The sequence below is a fragment of the Paenibacillus tengchongensis genome (assembly GCF_008973665.1).
Classification (GTDB): Bacteria; Bacillota; Bacilli; order Paenibacillales; family Paenibacillaceae; genus Paenibacillus_AQ; species Paenibacillus_AQ tengchongensis.
The window spans coordinates 58,976-76,786 of record NZ_WACP01000009.1; the positions used below are offsets into that span (position 1 = coordinate 58,976).

General features: G+C 56.5%; 14 protein-coding genes. All 14 read right to left on the reverse strand.

The genetic code is table 11. The features are described from left to right. Positions 1–39: 39 nt before the first annotated feature. Positions 40–759 (reverse strand): RNA polymerase sporulation sigma factor SigE, encoded by a 720-nt coding sequence (gene sigE, locus F1381_RS15895; RefSeq protein WP_151735833.1) that lies wholly within the window; start codon positions 757–759, stop codon positions 40–42. 36 nt (positions 760–795) lie between these two features. Continuing rightward, the gene (gene spoIIGA / locus F1381_RS15900) at positions 796–1,806 is read right to left on the reverse strand and encodes a sigma-E processing peptidase SpoIIGA (RefSeq protein WP_187355393.1); all 1,011 of its coding nucleotides are present in this window, start codon (positions 1,804–1,806) and stop codon (positions 796–798) included. Between the two features lie 260 nt (positions 1,807–2,066). Beyond that, entirely contained in the window at positions 2,067–2,963 is an 897-nt protein-coding gene (locus tag F1381_RS15905; protein WP_151735834.1) for an Rpn family recombination-promoting nuclease/putative transposase, read from the reverse strand. A gap of 116 nt (positions 2,964–3,079) precedes the next feature. Beyond that, on the reverse strand, positions 3,080–4,189 hold the full coding sequence (gene ftsZ / locus F1381_RS15910; RefSeq protein ID WP_151735835.1) for a cell division protein FtsZ: 1,110 nt from the start codon (positions 4,187–4,189) through the stop codon (positions 3,080–3,082). Positions 4,190–4,252: 63 nt separating this feature from the next. Further along, positions 4,253–5,512: a cell division protein FtsA gene (gene ftsA / locus F1381_RS15915; RefSeq protein WP_151735836.1), complete on the reverse strand. Its 1,260-nt coding sequence runs from the start codon at positions 5,510–5,512 to the stop codon at positions 4,253–4,255. Positions 5,513–5,866: 354 nt separating this feature from the next. Continuing rightward, on the reverse strand, positions 5,867–6,625 hold the full coding sequence (locus F1381_RS15920) for a cell division protein FtsQ/DivIB (RefSeq protein ID WP_151735837.1): 759 nt from the start codon (positions 6,623–6,625) through the stop codon (positions 5,867–5,869). A 66-nt stretch (positions 6,626–6,691) separates the two neighbouring features. Beyond that, positions 6,692–7,975: a UDP-N-acetylglucosamine 1-carboxyvinyltransferase gene (gene murA / locus F1381_RS15925; protein ID WP_151735838.1), complete on the reverse strand. Its 1,284-nt coding sequence runs from the start codon at positions 7,973–7,975 to the stop codon at positions 6,692–6,694. A gap of 233 nt (positions 7,976–8,208) precedes the next feature. Then, positions 8,209–9,324 carry an undecaprenyldiphospho-muramoylpentapeptide beta-N-acetylglucosaminyltransferase gene (gene murG / locus F1381_RS15930; protein WP_151735839.1) on the reverse strand — a complete coding sequence of 372 codons (1,116 nt, stop codon included), beginning with the start codon at positions 9,322–9,324 and terminating at the stop codon, positions 8,209–8,211. Positions 9,325–9,330: 6 nt separating this feature from the next. After that, positions 9,331–10,428, reverse strand: coding sequence for a stage V sporulation protein E (gene spoVE / locus F1381_RS15935; protein WP_151735840.1), 1,098 nt, complete (start codon positions 10,426–10,428; stop codon positions 9,331–9,333). Between the two features lie 49 nt (positions 10,429–10,477). Then, on the reverse strand, positions 10,478–11,896 hold the full coding sequence (murD, locus tag F1381_RS15940; RefSeq protein ID WP_151735841.1) for a UDP-N-acetylmuramoyl-L-alanine--D-glutamate ligase: 1,419 nt from the start codon (positions 11,894–11,896) through the stop codon (positions 10,478–10,480). Between the two features lie 4 nt (positions 11,897–11,900). After that, positions 11,901–12,866, reverse strand: coding sequence for a phospho-N-acetylmuramoyl-pentapeptide-transferase (gene mraY, locus F1381_RS15945; RefSeq protein WP_151735842.1), 966 nt, complete (start codon positions 12,864–12,866; stop codon positions 11,901–11,903). 84 nt (positions 12,867–12,950) lie between these two features. After that, on the reverse strand, positions 12,951–14,339 hold the full coding sequence (locus F1381_RS15950) for a UDP-N-acetylmuramoyl-tripeptide--D-alanyl-D-alanine ligase (RefSeq protein WP_151736005.1): 1,389 nt from the start codon (positions 14,337–14,339) through the stop codon (positions 12,951–12,953). Further along, positions 14,339–15,829 carry a UDP-N-acetylmuramoyl-L-alanyl-D-glutamate--2,6-diaminopimelate ligase gene (locus F1381_RS15955; protein WP_151735843.1) on the reverse strand — a complete coding sequence of 497 codons (1,491 nt, stop codon included), beginning with the start codon at positions 15,827–15,829 and terminating at the stop codon, positions 14,339–14,341. The genes F1381_RS15950 and F1381_RS15955 overlap by 1 nt, the downstream gene beginning before the upstream one ends. Before the next feature lie 49 nt (positions 15,830–15,878). Beyond that, entirely contained in the window at positions 15,879–17,804 is a 1,926-nt protein-coding gene (locus F1381_RS15960) for a stage V sporulation protein D (protein ID WP_151735844.1), read from the reverse strand. Positions 17,805–17,811 lie beyond the last annotated feature (7 nt).

The window sequence follows — 17,811 nt, forward strand, 5'->3', positions numbered from 1 at the left end:
CATTTTATTCCTCCGCTCATACCCGGCATCGGCAGGTCCTTACACCATCTTATTGAATTCCTTGCGCAGCCGCTTGATAATCCGTTTCTCCAAACGGGAAATATAGGACTGGGAAATGCCGAGCAGATCGGCCACATCCTTTTGCGTCTTTTCTTCGCCGCCCCGCAGGCCGAAGCGCAGCTCCATAATCAGCCGTTCGCGCTCGCTAAGCTTCTCCAGCGCTTTCTGCAGCAGCTTGCGGTCCACCTGCTCCTCGATGTTGCGGTAGATCGTATCATTCTCCGTGCCCAGCACATCCGACAGCAGCAATTCATTGCCGTCCCAGTCAATATTCAGCGGTTCGTCGAACGAGACCTCGCTGCGCGTTTTGCTGTTGCGCCGCAGGTACATGAGAATCTCATTTTCAATGCAGCGCGAGGCATAGGTAGCCAGCTTGATTTTTTTGTCGGGATCAAACGTGTTGACCGCCTTAATCAGGCCGATGGCGCCGATCGATACCAGGTCCTCGATATTAATACCCGTGTTCTCGAATTTACGGGCGATGTACACCACCAGCCGCAGGTTGCGCTCAATCAGCATCGACCTGACTGCCGCATCGCCGCTGGACAGCCGCTGCAGCAGGTACTCCTCTTCCTCCCGGGTAAGCGGCGGCGGCAGCGCCTCACTCCCACCGATATAGTAGATTTCCTGACTTTTGAGTCCCAGCAGAAACAGTACACGGTAATATTGAAGCTGCAGTGCAATCTTCCATTTGATCATTTAGGTTCCTCCTCCACGAGTCGCACGGCCTAAGTCTTAAAGAACGTTCCCGTCCGCTGGTTCCATTAAATTCTCTGCCGGCGTGTATCCGCATGACCGGGGGACCGCCGTCTCTGCATTTGCAGGATCGGCCAGCTCCGGATGAATGATCGCCCGGTAAGCGCCGTCTCCCGACAATACACCGCCGTCCAGCCCGATGAGCACCCTCCGGCTGCAGAAGCATTCCCCGCCGAGTGTAACCCGCACCAGATCGGGCTTTAACGCCAGCATAAACGCCGATCCGCGGTTGACCCCCCTGTAGGGAACCAGCCGCAGACGGTCCTGCCAGGCAAAGGACTGCCCGTCCGTTTCAAGAAGCAGGCGGTCCGCCCCCGTCCGGTTCAGCCTGCCTTTCCAGGATGCCGGTAAATGGCCTTCCCACAGGGATGACTCCATGACCATTACCGGGATATGCGTCAACGGATCGCTGAGCCGGTTGCCGGTATCCAGCAAGCCGGTACAAGTCACACATACACCGTCAATCTCTACACAGACCTCGCCGATATACGTCTCCAGCCGTTCTCTCCGCTCCCGTGAAGACTGGACCAGTTTAAACAGCATCAGCACGATGGGAAGTGCGGCCAGAACGAACCAGAAGGCGATCCTGAAGCGGTAAGCTTGGCCTCCCGCAGCTGTAAAGAGTATACCGTCCCAAATGTCGCTTGAGCTCTGCAGCAAATAGTGAATGCCCACAATGCCGCCTGCCGCAGCAAAATTAATGATATAGAAGGCCCCGAGAACCCTGAGATAGCTTTGCAGGCTCCGGTACCCGAAAGCAATGAGCAGCATGATGACCGACAATCCGAATTTGATCAGAAAGGTATACAAAAAAGACAGCTCCGGCACAAACATCATCACTACATAGAGCGCGCCGGCGAGTGCGGACAGCACGAGCCGCCACCACGGCACCTTCAGTTTGACCAGCCAGCCGGACAGCCAGATAAGAACTCCGTCGATCAGCAGATTGGCCAGGAAGATTAAGTCGATATAAACTACCAGCGCATTCACCTGCCTGCTTAGCCGCTCGCGGTATCCACCGGGCTTTCGGCTCTCTTTTTTGGACGATATGATTAGTATAGGAACTCTACCGTTCAAAGTCTGTCAAACTTGGGCGGCGTTCCGGCAGTTTTTTTGTCGAGTTATAGCAGAGCCTTTTATGATAACCCGCCAAGCTTAGCTCGGCTCAGAGCCGGTTCAGGAGATTTACAGGAACCCGCAAAATCAAAAAAAGCCGGCTCCAGGGGAGCAGGCTCAATTACACGGCTATTCTATTTGATGTCGGGCAAATCATCCTTTGTTAGACCGGTGGCTTCAGCGATTGTCTGCGGACTCATGCCCATCGCAGCGAGCTTTCTGGCCACTTCCATCCGGCCTGATTTCTCACCCTCTGCCTTTCCTTCCGCCTTTCCTTCTGCTTTCCCAGCTTTTCTGCCCTCGGCCATTCCCTTGGAGTAACCTTCATTCAGCGCTCCCTCCAGCTGCGAAGCCTCATCCAGCAGTACCTTCTGCCTAGCCTCATACTTCAGCCGCGCCTCTTCATCCTGACTCAAATAACGCAGAGTATCCATCGCCTTCTTTAATGCCGGTTCGTTCATGCTAATGCCCTCCCAATCCGGAATTTCCTTGCCTTTCAGGAACATGAGCCAGTTCGCCAGTCCGCCGTCACCCTGAAGCGGCAGCCGCTCCACCTTCGGGAGCTCCAGGAAATGAATTTCGATATCATCGATCAGCGGCATCCCGTTCTTGTCCTCCCGCAAATGAAACACACTGTGGGTATGCTCATTGGGCAGAACCGTATAATTCAAAATATTGATCGTCACGCATTTATGCAGATCCTTGTATTTCCCGCCCTCCTGCAGCTGTCCCGAATATCGTTTACTCCAGTAATACAAGGTGCGTTTCTCAATATCGTATTTGTTGAACAACTGCATCTCGACGTTGATCAGCTTGCCGTCCGCCGCTTTGGCCCAAATATCAAACACCGACAGTTTGTCCAGCGGATCATCCTTGTCCGTAAACGGATTCAGCACCACAACCTCCTTCAGCAGAGGTTCACCCGCATCGGCGAATATCTCGTTCAGAAAGCATAGCAATACATCTGTATTCCCTTCTCCGGCAAAAATACGTTTAAATACAAAATCAACCCGGGGATCAAGCAGCTCCATAGCATTCACTCCCGTTACCAGTTATTATACCAGCCGGTAAAACAAAAAACACCGCATCCTCCACAGCTCCAGCTGATGGAAAAGATACGGTGCTTCCGCAGTTAAAATAGTTGTGATTAGTCGTTATGTCCCCGTGTCCGGTTGCGCAGAAACGTCGGGATATCAAGCTGGTCCGCCGTCGTCTGATTGCCGAACGGACGCAGATTGTTGCTTTTGTCCACAGGCTGCTCATTGCCTGCCGTTGGCTTACGGGTTGCCGCAGCAGGCGAGATTTTGTTCTCGAACCCGGTGGCAATCACGGTAACCTTGATTTCGTCCTTCATGCTTTCTTCAATAATCGCCCCGAAGATCAAGTTTACTTCCGGGTCCGAAGCGGAGGTGACAATCTCGGCCGCTTCGTTGACCTCATACAGCGACAGGTTGGAGCCGCCGGTAATGTTCATAATAACGCCCCGTGCGCCTTCGATCGAGGTTTCAAGGAGCGGGCTCATAATCGCCTTGCGCGCCGCCTCAGAGGCCCGGTTCTCACCGGTGGCAATGCCGATCCCCATCAAAGCCGAACCGCGTTCGGTCATAATCGTCTTCACGTCAGCGAAGTCGAGGTTGATCAGACCCGGAACGGCAATAAGGTCGGAGATGCCCTGCACCGCCTGCCGGAGCACATTGTCCGCTTCGCGGAAGGCTTCGAGCATCGGCGTTTTCTTATCGACGATTTCCAGCAGGCGGTCATTCGGAATGACGATCAGGGTATCCACTTTTTCTTTCAAAGCTTCGATTCCCAGCTCCGCCTGTGTGAACCTTTTTCTGCCTTCAAAAGTGAACGGGCGGGTAACAACACCTACCGTCAGCGCCCCGCATTCTCTGGCGATCTCGGCAATGATAGGCGCAGCACCGGTCCCCGTTCCCCCGCCCATCCCTGCGGTAACAAAAACCAAATCCGCACCTTTAAGCGTATTCGATATAAGATCACGGGATTCTTCCGCCGCTTTCTTTCCGACTTCAGGATTCGCTCCGGCGCCGAGACCGCGGGTCAGCTTGTCCCCAATTTGCAGCTTATGCTCCGATTTGGCCATATGCAGCGCTTGGGCATCTGTATTAACCGTGATGAATTCAACACCCTGAACGCCGTTTTCAATCATCCGGTTGACCGCGTTGCTTCCGCCGCCGCCTACGCCGATGACTTTTATTTGCGCCAAGCTCTCCATTTCAAAATCAAATTCCAACATATCCTTCCATCTCCCCCTAGAATAGTGCTTGGATGGCCAGTCCAAGTATATCTGGACCTACACTTATATGAATTCGCTGAACATATTCTTGAGACGTTCTACGAAACCCGGCTTTGAGACGGTTTCCTGGCTTGGAGCAGCAGTCGGCTTGCTCCGGCCTGCCGTTTTCTTGTTGCCGCTTCCGCCGCTTCGCCAGCGGTATCTGCGCACCACATTGTGCAGAATCCCGACACCGCCGGTAAACCCGGGATCACGGACGCCAATATAATCAGGCACGGCAATGCGCACTGAGGCGGAAAGTTCGGTTTGAGCCGCTTTTAGTACGCCCGGCATCGATACAGTTCCACCCGTAAGTATATAACCTCCCGGAAGCTCGTTGTAACCCAGCCGTTTAACTTCCTGACTGATTAAATGAAAGATCTCCAGTACCCGCGGCTCAATAATGGCCGCAAGGTCCTCCTGCGTAAATTCCTTTTCCACATTGCTGCCGATGCGCAGAACCTTAAACACCACGTCCGAAGCGGCATCGTCAATCCAGGCGCAGCCGTATTTCAGCTTCACCTTCTCGGCTTGATCGGTCAAAGTGCGCAGCCCGTAAGCAATGTCATTGGTAACAAATTCACCGCCGATCGGAATCGTAGAGGTAGCACAAAGGGAACCTTCCTGATAAATGGCAATTGTCGTTGAACCGGCACCGATGTCCACCAGCACAGAACCCATCGATTTCTCGTCCTTCGACAGCGCCAACCCGCCCGCTCCAAGAGACATCAGCACCAGATCCTTCACCTTCAGCCCTGATTTCTCCACACAGCGAAGCAGATTATGTATTGGCGTTTTAGCCCCGGTAATAATCGTTGCTTCCACTTCCAGACGGACTCCGATCATACCGCGCGGGTCTTGGATGCCTTCGAGGCCATCGACGATATATTGCTTGGCAACCACATCAATGACTTCGCGCTCCGGCGGCAGTGCAATGACTTCCGCTGCCTTGATCACGCGATCGATATCGTCCTCGCCGATCTCCCGGTCTTCATTTTGAACGGCTACAACACCATGGCTAGACTGCAGGCCGATATGATTGCCGGAGATTCCCACGTAGACTTCGGATATTTGAATACCGACCATCTGCTCCGCATGCTCTACGGCGCTTCTGATCGACTGCACAGTCTGATCGATATCTACTATCGCACCTTTGCGTATTCCTTCCGAATCAGCAGATCCAACGCCAATAATATTAAAGGTTCCATTGGTAACTTCCCCAATTATCGCCCGAACTTTGGATGTACCGATGTCCAAACTAACAATGATGTCATTGTTGCTCAAGCCCTATGGCACCTCCTGTTTAATCTTTATAAAATAGTAGACGGATTATCCGTCCTGGTTCCCGCTCCCGGGAAACATCACTGTACATATTCAACGCTCCTAATCCTTTCCCTCTTTTTTCTACAAATTTTTTGGTTGGAATTAATTACCCGTTAACCTCAATTGTTAATTTATGGATGTTACGCAGTTATGCCGAAAGGACGATCTGCCATAAATAAGCGGAAATGACATTAAATGAATAAATTAAACCCATATCGAACGTCAAATCTTAAAAATTCGGAGAAAAAAGAGGGATGAGCTTAATGCCCGTAAAACCGATTGTAGCATTTTTCCCGTTCCATTAGTAGGGACTTTTTACTCTTCTATTGTTTCCTCATCCTGACTTTCGGTCCGGAACGGAACATAGGAATCGGCCTCCAGCATCTTAATCAGTCCCGGTTCCTCCGTCTCGATGACCTGGTTCAGATACTCCACTTTCTCCTTTAATAGCGAGATGGCTGTAATGACTTCAAATTGAGAGCGGGTATACATCTTAATCCGATCGGGAAAAGAGAGCGTCGGCGACGGTACAATTTCGGAGATGTCGCTTGTCAGCTCATCCGGAATATCAGCGAGCGCCTGACTCAGCTTGACCTTGTAAGGATCATCCGCCTTCCAGTTCGTCAGTATCGGCTTCTCTACCGGCATGCCTGTCTCATTGACCTCTACAGTTGCGCCGCTCGAGAGAATGGCCTCCAACGTCGTTCCCTGCTCGTCCAGCTCATACGCAACCGCCGGATACTCCGTAACAGTGATCTGAACGACACCCGGAAAGCTCTTGGTCACCGCAGCATCCTGCACGGTCTTCAGCTCCCTCAGAGCGTCTTCCACAGACTGCCCCGCGACGGCAAAGAACTGCCCTCCGGTCCGAAGGCCGCTCGCTTTCAGCAGCTCCTCTCTGGTGGAGTACTTATTGCCTTGAATCTGAATTTCCGTAATCCGGCTGAGAGACGAGCGGAAGAAAATCACAGCCAGCAGCGCCAGAAACAGCAGCAGCAGGATAATGATAACTTTGGGGCTCATTTTTTTACTGGGCTTGTCCTCTTTCAAAAGAGGTACTCGGGTTTTAGGCATGCTCATATCTCCATAATAAGGCCCTGTCTCCTTCCTCGCGGCCAGGGCCGAAGGAGACAGGGAGCTTTAATTGGCCAAATCATACGGGCCCGGCACAGGCACCTTGCGGCTGATGTGCGCGCCCAGCTTCTGGAACAGCTTCTCGATACCGTCGTAGCCGCGGTCGATGTGGTGCGCCTGCTCGACAACTGTGGTGCCTTGAGCGGCCAAGCCGGCGATCACCAGTGCAGCCCCCGCCCGCAGGTCGGTCGCCTCCACCGTTGCCCCGTAGAGACGCTGTACCCCGCGGATAAAGGCGCGGTTCAGGTCGATGGAAATATCGGCGCCCATCCGGGCCATTTCCTCTACATGTTTAAACCGTCCTTCAAATACCGTTTCCTTAATCACGCTGAACCCTTCGGCCAACGACAGCAGCACCATAACCTGAGACTGCAAATCTGTAGGAAAAGAGGGGTATGGAGACGTAACGATCCGCTCGACCGCACGGGGACGCCCCATGCAGCCGATATTAATTATATCATTGCAGACTGTGATTTGAACACCGGCGCGCCGCAGCACATGGATCAGCGAAGTCAGATGGCTGGCATTGGTATGGGTTAACGTTACATTGCCCCGGGTAGCCGCCGCTGCGATCATGACCGTCCCGGCCACAATTCGGTCCGGAATCACATCATAGGTGCAGGGGTGCAAACGGGTTACCCCCTGAATCGTAATGGTGTCTGTTCCTGCTCCGATAATTTGGGCGCCCATCGCGTTGAGGTAATTCTGCAAATCCTGGATTTCCGGCTCCCTGGCCGCTCCGGAAATCGTCGTTGTGCCCTCAGCTGTTGCGGCTGCCATCATAATATTCTCCGTTGCTCCGACGCTGGGATAGTCCAGATGGATATCGCTGCCCTTCAGCCCATTGGTACGGCAAGAGATTCGCCCGTTGTATTCCTCAATCTCCGCGCCCAGTTGCTTAAGCCCTTGCAGATGCAGATCAATCTTGCGTTCGCCGATCGCACAGCCTCCCGGCTGATAGATCGTCACCTCGCCGAAGCGGGACAGGAGCGGACCCATCAGGAAAATGGAGGATCTCATCTGCTTCATCAGGTCCTCGGGAACATGCGAAGTGTTCAGCGAGGAGGTGTCAATCGTCACCGTCTCTTCCTCATGCACAGCCTTTGCGCCAAGCCGCTCCAGTATATGCAGCATTGTCTCGATATCCAGCAGCTTCGGCACATTGTGCAGCAGGTGAACTCCTTCGGCCAGCAGGCTTGCCGCCATAATCGGCAGCGCCGCATTTTTTGCTCCATGGATACGTATGGTGCCTGACAGGGGATATCCACCCTCAATCACCAATTTGTCCAATGTATCACCTCCGAGATTACCGCTCACCCACATGCAAGACGCTTCCCTCCGGGACCGTGGGGGTGACGCGGGAGGCATAGTCTTCCGCCGCCCCCGGCCGCCAGCGCCTTAGGTGATTGTCACGATTATAGGATTATCCTATGTTCATCGCCCCGGGAGTGTGACAATGCGCTGCACATGAGCCGGCAAAGTAATCTCGGACACTTTAATTTGTATGCTGAAAGCTAACCGTCTTACTGCCGCCGCGCAGCTGTAAGCCTGCGCATCTCCTCGACCACCAGCATGGCGGAATCCCGCTTGCCCAGCCGGCGCGACGCTTCCGCCATGCCTCTGCGCACTTCTGCCGATCCGGTAATCCGCTGTACAGCCTCCAGCAGCGCCTTGCCGCTCAGATCCTTCTCCAGCAGCACCGTAGCCGCCCCCTCGCGCTCCAGCGCCCGCGCATTGGCCTCCTGATGGTTATTGGTCACATTCGGGGAAGGGATCAGCACTGCAGGAATACCCAGCGCGGTAATTTCAGCCAGCGTAGAGGCCCCCGCACGGTTTACGATCAGAGAGGTGCAGGCCAGCACCTCGGGCATATTGTGCACATACGGGAGTACATGCAGCCAGTTGGGGAGGCTTCCGAGCTGCTCGCGCAGGCCTTTGCGGGTCTCCTCAAAGTAGGACTCTCCCGTAACATAGACGTAATGGACGCCGCCCGACTTCTCCAGCATCGGCGCCATTTCGATCATCGCCCGGTTTATGGCGCGGGCGCCGCCGCTGCCGCCCACCACGAGCACTACTGTACTCCCCTCGGGAATACCCAGCGAAGCGAAGCCGCGCAGCGGATTGGCGGCAGTTACGGCAGTCGCCCGGGGGTTGCCGGTATAGACAACGCGTTTGCCCGCGGGAAAGGCCTTCTCCGTCCCTTCGAAGCTGACGCAGACCGTATCGGCATATCTGCTGAGAAACTTGTTCGTCAGCCCCGGAATAGCATTCTGTTCATGAATCAGCGTAGGTATGCCCAGCCGGGAAGCCGCATATACTACCGGTCCGCATACATAGCCGCCGGTGCCGATGACCACATCGGGCTTGAACTCCTGCAGCATTTCCTTGCACTCTTTGACACCCTTCAGGAAACGCATGACCGTCTTGACGTTGTCCATGGAGAGCTTGCGCCGGAACCCCGTAATATCAATCGCTTTAAACGGAAGATTCTCCTGCGGCACCAGCCGGCTCTCCTGGCCGCGCTTGCCTCCGATATACAGAAAGGCCGAGTTCTCCGTCTCGGACTCAAGCGCTCTGGCGACGGCGACGGCGGGATAAATATGTCCGCCGGTGCCGCCGCCGCTTAATACGACGCGCATTCGCGTTCACCTCGCATAACGGGATAAATTCAGTAGGATACCGAGGGCTGTAAGCATCAGCGTCAGTGACGATCCGCCATAGCTGATCAGCGGCAGCGTAATTCCTGTGACCGGCATCAGACCGATGACGACGCCGATGTTGATGATCACCTGCACGGCCACCATGCATACGATGCCCACCGCCAGGTAGCTGCCGAAACGGTCAGGCAGGCTCATCGCTACCCGCATGCCTCGCCAGATCAGAATCAGGAACAGCAGCAGCACAATCAGGCCGCCGATGAAGCCCAGCTCCTCGGCCAATATCGAAAAAATAAAATCAGTCTGCGGCTCGGGCACATAGCTGTATTTCTGACGGCTCATGCCGAGTCCGAGTCCCCCCAGCCCGCCGGGACCGATGGCATACAGCGACTGAATGATCTGATAGCCCGCACCCAGCGGGTCTGACCAGGGATCGAGGAAGGCCGTAATCCGCTGCAGCCGGTAAGGCGCCGCAGCAACCAGGCCAACAAAGCCGACGGCTCCGACCGCACCCAGCGACAGCAGATGCTTCATCCGCGCACCGGCGGTGAAGATCATCATCAGCGCCGCCCCGAACATGACGGTGCCCGTCCCCAGATCCGGCTGCAGCATAATCAGCCCAAAAGCGCTGCCGATCAGCAGCAGCGGGGGCAGCAGACCGCGGGTAAAGCCGGAAATGTCATAGTCATCCTGACCCAGCCATTTGGCCAGGAACAGGATCATGCCCATCTTCATGAATTCGGAGGGCTGGATGCCGAACGAGCTGATGCCCAGCCAGCTGCGCGCCCCGCCGCGCACGACCCCGATTCCGGGAATCAGCACCAGCACGAGCAGCACGAAGCAGACGAGCAGCAGCGGTCTGGCGAATCTCTTCAGCACCGGGTAATCGATGCGCGCGAAGAAGAACATCGCACAGAGCCCCATGCCGGCAAACAGCAGCTGTCTCTTTACAAAATAAAACGAATCGCCATAATTGCGGAAGCCGAGCACCGATCCGGCGCTGTAGACCATCACCATGCCGATCGCCAGCAGGCTTAGGATGGACACCAGCAGCCAGATATCCGGCGCATGACGCGATTTGTTCATCGGAGCACACCTCTTGCAATCCGTAGTAGGGGCTTATCCACCCCCCTACTTAAAGGTTATGCACCGCCTCTTTAAAAATACGCCCGCGCTCCTCATAGGATGTAAACATGTCCCAGCTGGCACATGCGGGAGACAGCAGCACGACGTCTCCCGCTCCGGCGAGAGCCGACGCTTCCCGAACGGCCTGTTGCAGCACGGCGGCGGCGCTCTCCCCATTATCGACGGAGATCACGCGCTTTACTCCTGCCATATCCGCTACCTTGGCCAGCTTGTCCCGGGTCTGTCCGAGTGCCACCAGCGCCTTGACGCCGCCAAGGACAGGCAGCAGCTCCATGTAATCGGAGCCGCGGTCAAGCCCGCCGGCAATCAGCACGACCGGCTGCTTGAAGGAGCCCAGCGCCATCGCAGTGGCCTTTGAGTTGGTCGCTTTGGAATTGTTGTAATAGGCCGCGCCCTGCTTCTCCGCCACATACTCCAGCCGGTGCTCGACGCCGCGGAAGGAGGCCAGCACCTCGCCGAGCGCCTCAGGCGGCGCGCCGGCGGCGATAGCGATACCGCAGGCTGCCAGGGCGTTCTCCACATTGAAGCGCCCCGGCAGACCGATGGAATCTACCTCGGCAATCACCGTCTCCGTCTCGGAGTAATCGCGGTAGATGATGCTGCGCTTGAGATGATCTTCGGTGTCCGGCACATACGTCGGACGCACGAACACGCCCTGAACCAGCTCCTCGGTCATCGAGAACGGGAGGATGCCTGCTTTGACATACGGCACCAGCCCGCGGCAGACCGGATCATCCCAGTTCAGCACCGCCGTATCTTCCGGCCCCTGATTGGTGAACAGCTTGGCTTTGGAGGCGATGTAATCGTCCATGTCGCCGTGGTAATCCAGATGAGTCTCGGCGACATTCAGCAAGGCGCCGACTTTGGGACGGAAGCCCGCCGTCCCTTTGAGCTGAAAGCTGCTGAGCTCGACAACCATCCAGTTGTCGTCCTGTGCTTCCTGCGCCGCCTGGCACAGCGGCGTGCCGATATTGCCCGCCACGATAGGCTTCATCCCGGCGGCCTCCAGCATTTTGCCGACCCAGGTTGTCGTCGTCGTCTTGCCGTTGGAGCCGGTGATGCCGATCATCGGGGCCGGCGAGAGATGGTAAGCCACCTCAACCTCGGTCACGATCTCAATGCCCAGCTCCAGTGCCTTCTGCACCGGCGGCACCGAATACGGGATGCCCGGATTTTTGACCACAAGGCTGACGCCTTCGTGGATCAGTCCCTCCGGATGCCCGCCGCATATAACAGAAATTCCCAAAACCTCCAATTCGGAAGCTTCGGGACTTTGATCTCTTTCCTTTTTGTCGTTGACCGTAACGACGGCGCCGTGCTCATGCAGCACCTTGGCCACCTGGACACCGCTCCGCGCGAGTCCCAGGACGACCACTTCTTCCCCTCGGTACATGTCCGGATGTTTCATATCTTTACAACCCCTTGCTCAAGATTAGTCCGGCCGCCGCCAGCAGCAGCCCCACCGCCCAGAAGGTTACGACGACGCGCCATTCCGACCAGCCGCCCAGCTCAAAGTGATGGTGAATCGGGCTCATGCGGAAGATGCGCTTGCCGCGTGTCTTAAAGGAGGCGACCTGCAGCACCACAGACAGCATTTCGACGACAAAGACACCGCCGATCACGACGAAGAGCAGCTCTGTCTTCGTTACAATGGCCACGGCGCCGATCGCGCCTCCGATACCGAAGGAACCGAAGTCCCCCATAAACACCTTCGCCGGATGGGCGTTGAACACGAGGAAGCCCAGCACGGCGCCGATCATCGCCGCCGCACACACTCCGGCCGCAATCGAGGTCGCCTGCATGGCCACCACGGCAAATGCCGCCAGCGCGATCGCACTGACACCCGACAGCAGACCGTCTACACCATCGGTAAAGTTAACGGCGTTGGTAACAGCCATCATCATTACGATAATAAAAGGATAATAGAACCAGGGACCCCAGTCAAAGCGGACGTCGGTCCCGGGGATGCTGATCCCCGTATCATGTCCCGCCGAGAACAGCAGCACGCACATGACGGCGCCCACCACCAGCTGTCCCAGCAGCTTCTGCCGCGGCGTGAGCCCGAGGGACCGCTTGAATACAATTTTGATATAGTCATCCAGGAAGCCGATCAGACCGTAGCCGAGCGCGGCCACGAGCAGGACATAGAAGTCCGAATCGACCACGGAAAACTTCAGAAAAGACAAAGTGAATGCCAGCATGATGATAATGCCGCCCATCGTCGGCGTTCCGGCTTTTTTCAAATGGGTTTGCGGTCCGTCATCACGAACCTGCTGTCCGAATTTCAATCTGCGCAGCAGCGGTATGATAAGCGGAGCGGCAATGACCGCAAGGATAAAGGATACGGCAATCGTCAGCAGCAGCAGTTGGTAATCCATGGGCACACCCCCTCCAATCGTTGTTTTTCTCTGTTTGTCTGAAATTCAAATCTTCTGCAGTTTAGAGAACAGCAGCCGTCCCGGCTAGAGCAGCTCGTTCAGCCGGTTCAGCACCTCTTCCAGACGCATGCCCCGCGATGCTTTGAAGAGCACCACGTCTTTGGCCCGGCACTTGGCGGTCAGGGCTTTGGTCAGTTCCTCCTTGTCCTGAAAAGCCTGCACGCGGCCCGGCCCGAATCTGGCCCGGGCGCTCTCCGCAATATGTCCGGCCAGCGGTCCGTAAGTATATACACTGTCCGTTAATTCCGGATCCAGATACGCGCCGATCTCTTGGTGAAAAGAGATTTCATCCGGCCCCAGCTCCAGCATGTCGCCAAGCACCGCAATCCGGATTCCGCCGGTTTTGTAGGCCTCAAGTACATCAATCGCCGCCTTCATGGAGGTCGGGCTGGCATTGTAGGCATCGTTCAGCAGCGTCACGCCGCCGGGTGTCTGCAGCACCTCGATCCGCATGCCGGTCAGCTTAAGCCCCCGGAAACCCTGCTCCAGCAGCGTCTCCCCGACGCCGAAATGGCGCGCCACCGCAAGTGCAGCCAGCGCATTGACCACATTGTGGCGGCCCGGCAGCGGCAAGGTAAACGCCTGCTCCTGATGAAGATGGGCGGTGAAGGTCATCCCTGCCGAATGGTTCATGATGCCGGTCGGATAATCGTCGTTGTCCCGGGCCAGCCCGAAGCGGAACAGCTGCAGCCCTTCCGGCGTACGGAAGCCCTCCTCCTGCAGACCTGCAGCCAGCAGTGGCTCGTCGCCATGGTAAATCAGCAGTCCGCCCGGCTTCAGCCCTTCGGCGATCTCCAGCTTGGCGCGGGCGATTTCCATCCGTGACCCGAGCTGCAGCAAATGGGATTCGCCGATATTGGTGATGACTGCCACATCGGGTGGTGCCAGCGAAGCCAACAGAGCAATCTCGCCCCGGGCGCTCATGCCCATCTCCAGGACGGCAATCTCCACATCCGGGTCCATAGACAGCACGGTCAGCGGCAGACCGATGTGATTGTTAAAATTGCCCTGTGTTTTATGCACCTTGAACTTCTGGGCGAGCAGCGCGGTGATCATATCCTTGGTCGTCGTCTTGCCGTTGCTGCCGGTAACGCCGACTACCTTCGGAGCGACTTCCGCAAGATAGGCTGCGGCAAGCCGCTGCAGCGCCTCCAGCGTGTCATCGACCAGAACGGCGCCCGCAGGTGCCGTTCCTTTGTCCCGCTGCCACAGCGTGGCTGCGGCACCCGCGGCCAGCGCGCCTTCCGCATACGCGTGGCCGTCAAACTTCTCCCCGGCCAGCGGCACGAACAGGCAGCCGGGTGATATCCGGCGGGAGTCGGTCACCACTCCCGTAATGAGCGTTTCCGCAGCGCCGGCGGAGGTCAGCTCTCCCCCGCACATGGCGGCAATATGTTGCAGCGTATTGGTTATCAATGGCTCCGGCCCCTTATAGCTTCTTTGGCGACAACGCGGTCATCGAAATCATGAACCTCTTTGCCGATCAACTGGTAGGTCTCATGACCTTTCCCCGCAATCAATACTACATCGCCGTGGCTTGCCATTTCAATTGCTTTTCCGATGGCTTCCCGGCGGTCTGCGATCATCTCGTACCGTTCCTGCGCCACTCCATCCTCTGTCAGGCCCGCTTCAATGTCCTTCAGGATGAGGAGCGGATCTTCGGTCCGCGGATTATCGGAGGTGACCAGCACGAAGTCGCTGTATTTGGCGGCGATTTTGCCCATCAGCGGACGCTTCGTACGGTCACGGTCGCCCCCGCAGCCGAAGACGGTCAGCACCCGGGCGGAAGCGAACTCCCGCACAGCCTTCAGCACATTCTCCAGTCCGTCCGGCGTATGGGCGTAATCCACAATGACCGCATAGTCCTGTCCGGCATCCACCGCCTCTACCCGGCCGTCAACGCCCGGAACCGACTCCAGGCTGGCTTTGATTTCTTCCAGAGGCACTTCCTCCAGCAGTGCGGCCGTGATGGCCGCCAGCGCATTATAGACATTGAATTTGCCGACCATCTTCAGGGAAATATCCGTTTCTCCCTTAAACGTCTCTACATGGAAAAAGGTTCCCTTGGAAGTGATAGAGATCTGCGAAGCTCTGACATTGGCCTGGTTGTCGATGCCATATGTAATGACTTCCGCCGCCGTCTGCGCGGCAAAATAAGCGCTGGCCGGATCGTCCGCATTCAGCACGGCGTATTTGCGCTCCTCCTTCCACGGGGAGATCGCATTGCCCAGCCGCGAGAAGAACAGACCCTTGGCCGCGCGGTATTCTTCCATCGTATGATGATAATCTAGATGATCCTGGGTTAGATTGGTAAATATTGCTGTCCGGTAATCCGTCCCCCTCACCCGCCCCTGCTCCAGCGCATGGGAAGAGACCTCCATTACGCAGCATTGCACACCCTTCTGGGTCATGTTATGCAGGGTACGCTGCAGTTCCAGCGCCTCCTGGGTGGTGCCGGCCATCGGGTAGCTCTGTCCGTCGTAGCGCATCTGAATCGTGCCGATCAGGCCCGTCTTCACCCCGTGGTCTTCCATAATGCGTTCGATCAGATAAGTGGTGGTCGTCTTGCCGTTGGTGCCCGTCACCCCGATCATGCGCATCCGGCTGCTTGGTGCGCCGAAGAAGGCGCCCGCCAGTACAGCCATTGCAAACCGGCTGTCGTCGACGACAAGCTGCGGAAGGGCAATATCGTCAAGCTTCCGCTCGCAGACCAGGGCAGCGGCGCCGCTGGCCGCAGCCTGCGGTGCATAGGCATGGCCGTCCACGGTGAATCCCGGCAGACAGATAAACAAATCTCCCGGCTTAACTTTACGCGAATCACTGGTCAGATCACTAATCTCAATCTCGCCGTCCCCGTATAACCGGGCGGCAGCGAGGCAAGAAGCCAGTTCCTGCAATTTCATAGCTATCCCTCACTTTAGTCATTTCGGTTAAGTTGCTGAGTATCCTTCGTCATTCCGGGCCGGCGCCCATATAAAGGCGGATCGTCGAGCCCTGCTCCACACGGGCGCCCGCTTTGGGAGCCTGGTTGATGACGGTATTTCCGGTACCGGACCGGACCAGATTAAAGTTCATATTCATATCTTCATAAATATCCTGTACGGTAGCCCCGGTCAGATCCGGTACAGTTACGATCGGAGTTTCGCCGTACTTATACGTCTTGGGCAGCTGATCCTTCCGCGGCGGCACCTTCAGCACATGCAGGGAATCCTCCAGGATGTTCTGCACGATCGGCGCGGCGACCACGCCGCCGAACTGTATCCCCTTAGGATTATCCACAGCGGTGTATACGATAATCTGCGGATCATCCGCAGGCGCAAAGCCGATAAAAGAAACGATATGCTCTGTGGGTGAATAGCGCCCGTTGACTACTTTTTGTGCCGTCCCGGTTTTGCCTCCCACCCGGTAGCCGTCAATAAACGCCGGCCGGCCGGTTCCTTTGGCAACCACACTCTCCAGGGCGGCCCGCACCTTCGCCGAGGTCTCTCCGGAGATCACCTGGCGCACAAGCTTCGGCTCCACCTCGGATACCTTCTCTCCGGTCTCCGGGTTAATCCAGGCTTTGGCTACATGGGGCGTGTAGAGCTTCCCGCCGTTAATGGCGGCGGAGACGGCTGCAATCTGCTGGATCGGGGTCACCGACACTCCCTGCCCGAAGGCGGTTGTCGCCAGCTCCACCGGGCCGACCTGCGACAGCTTGAACAGAATGCCGCTCGACTCGCCGTTCAGGTCAATGCCCGTTTTGGCGCCGAACCCGAAATTGCGGATATAATCAAACAGCGTTTCTTTGCCCAGACGCTGTCCGAGAGCCACAAAGCCCGGGTTGCAGGAATTCTCCACCACCTGCAGGAACGTCTGGCTGCCGTGGCCGCCTTTTTTCCAGCAGCGCAGCTTGGCTCCGCCTACCTCAATAAAACCCGGATCATAAAATTGCTCATTCTGCAGATCCACCTTGCCCTCCTGCAAAGCGGCGGCAAGCGTAATAATCTTGAAGGTAGAGCCGGGCTCATAGGTCATCCAGATCGGCAGATTACGGTTGTAAACGGAAGGGTCAACCTGCTGGTATTGCCCAGGCTCATAGCCCGGGCGGCTGGCCATAGCCAGAATCTCCCCGTTCTTCGGATTCATCGCAATGGCCCAGGCGCCCTGCGCCTGATATTTGACCATCGCCTGATCGAGCTCCCGCTCCATAATCGACTGAATCTGCTTGTCGATGGTCAGCTGCAGGCTCAAACCCTCCTGCGGCGCAGTATATTTCTCGGAAGAACCCGGCATCAGCCTGCCGCCGGCATCGGATAAATAGGAGACATTGCCGCCGATCCCTTTAAGCAGCTTATCATAAATTCTTTCCACGCCGGCAATGCCCTGGTTGTCGATCCCGGTGAACCCGAGAATATGTGCCGCCAGGTCCCCATATGGATAATACCGCTTATTGTCTTCGGCCACAATGATGCCCGGAAGCTGCAAATCACGGACGCTGGCTGCAAGCTCCATCGTAATTTTGCGGCCGCCGGGCTGTAGCTTGACGGAAGACTCACTTTTGGACAACAGGGTGACCAGCTTCATTTCGGACATGCCCAGCAAAGGGGCCAGCTGCTTAGCCGTTCCCTGCTTATCCTTCACTTGGACAGGTACGGCATACACAGTCGGGGAGCTGATATTATAGGCCAGCGCCTCCCCCTGCCGGTCCAATATTTCGCCGCGCTTGGCGGTATACGGAATGTTGCGGCGCCAGGATTCTTCCGCCTTGGCGCTCAGCTTCTCGCCCTGCAGCAGCTGCACATAAGCCAGGCGCAGGGCCAGTGAACCGAACAACACGGCAAGTCCCAGCAGCGTCCACAGCATTCTGCGCCGGGTTACGACTTTTGACACCTTCATTGGCGTT

Coding starts and splice junctions, on each gene's coding strand:
- F1381_RS15960 (WP_151735844.1), bottom strand. CDS start 17,804: ATGAAGGTGTCAAAAGTCGTAACCCGGCGCAGAATGCTGTGGACGCTG.
- murG (WP_151735839.1), bottom strand. CDS start 9,324: ATGCGCGTCGTATTAAGCGGCGGCGGCACCGGCGGACATATTTATCCC.
- mraY (WP_151735842.1), bottom strand. CDS start 12,866: ATGGATTACCAACTGCTGCTGCTGACGATTGCCGTATCCTTTATCCTT.
- F1381_RS15920 (WP_151735837.1), bottom strand. CDS start 6,625: ATGCCTAAAACCCGAGTACCTCTTTTGAAAGAGGACAAGCCCAGTAAA.
- murD (WP_151735841.1), bottom strand. CDS start 11,896: ATGAAACATCCGGACATGTACCGAGGGGAAGAAGTGGTCGTCCTGGGA.
- F1381_RS15955 (WP_151735843.1), bottom strand. CDS start 15,829: ATGAAATTGCAGGAACTGGCTTCTTGCCTCGCTGCCGCCCGGTTATAC.
- F1381_RS15905 (WP_151735834.1), bottom strand. CDS start 2,963: ATGGAGCTGCTTGATCCCCGGGTTGATTTTGTATTTAAACGTATTTTT.
- spoVE (WP_151735840.1), bottom strand. CDS start 10,428: ATGAACAAATCGCGTCATGCGCCGGATATCTGGCTGCTGGTGTCCATC.
- sigE (WP_151735833.1), bottom strand. CDS start 759: ATGATCAAATGGAAGATTGCACTGCAGCTTCAATATTACCGTGTACTG.
- ftsZ (WP_151735835.1), bottom strand. CDS start 4,189: ATGTTGGAATTTGATTTTGAAATGGAGAGCTTGGCGCAAATAAAAGTC.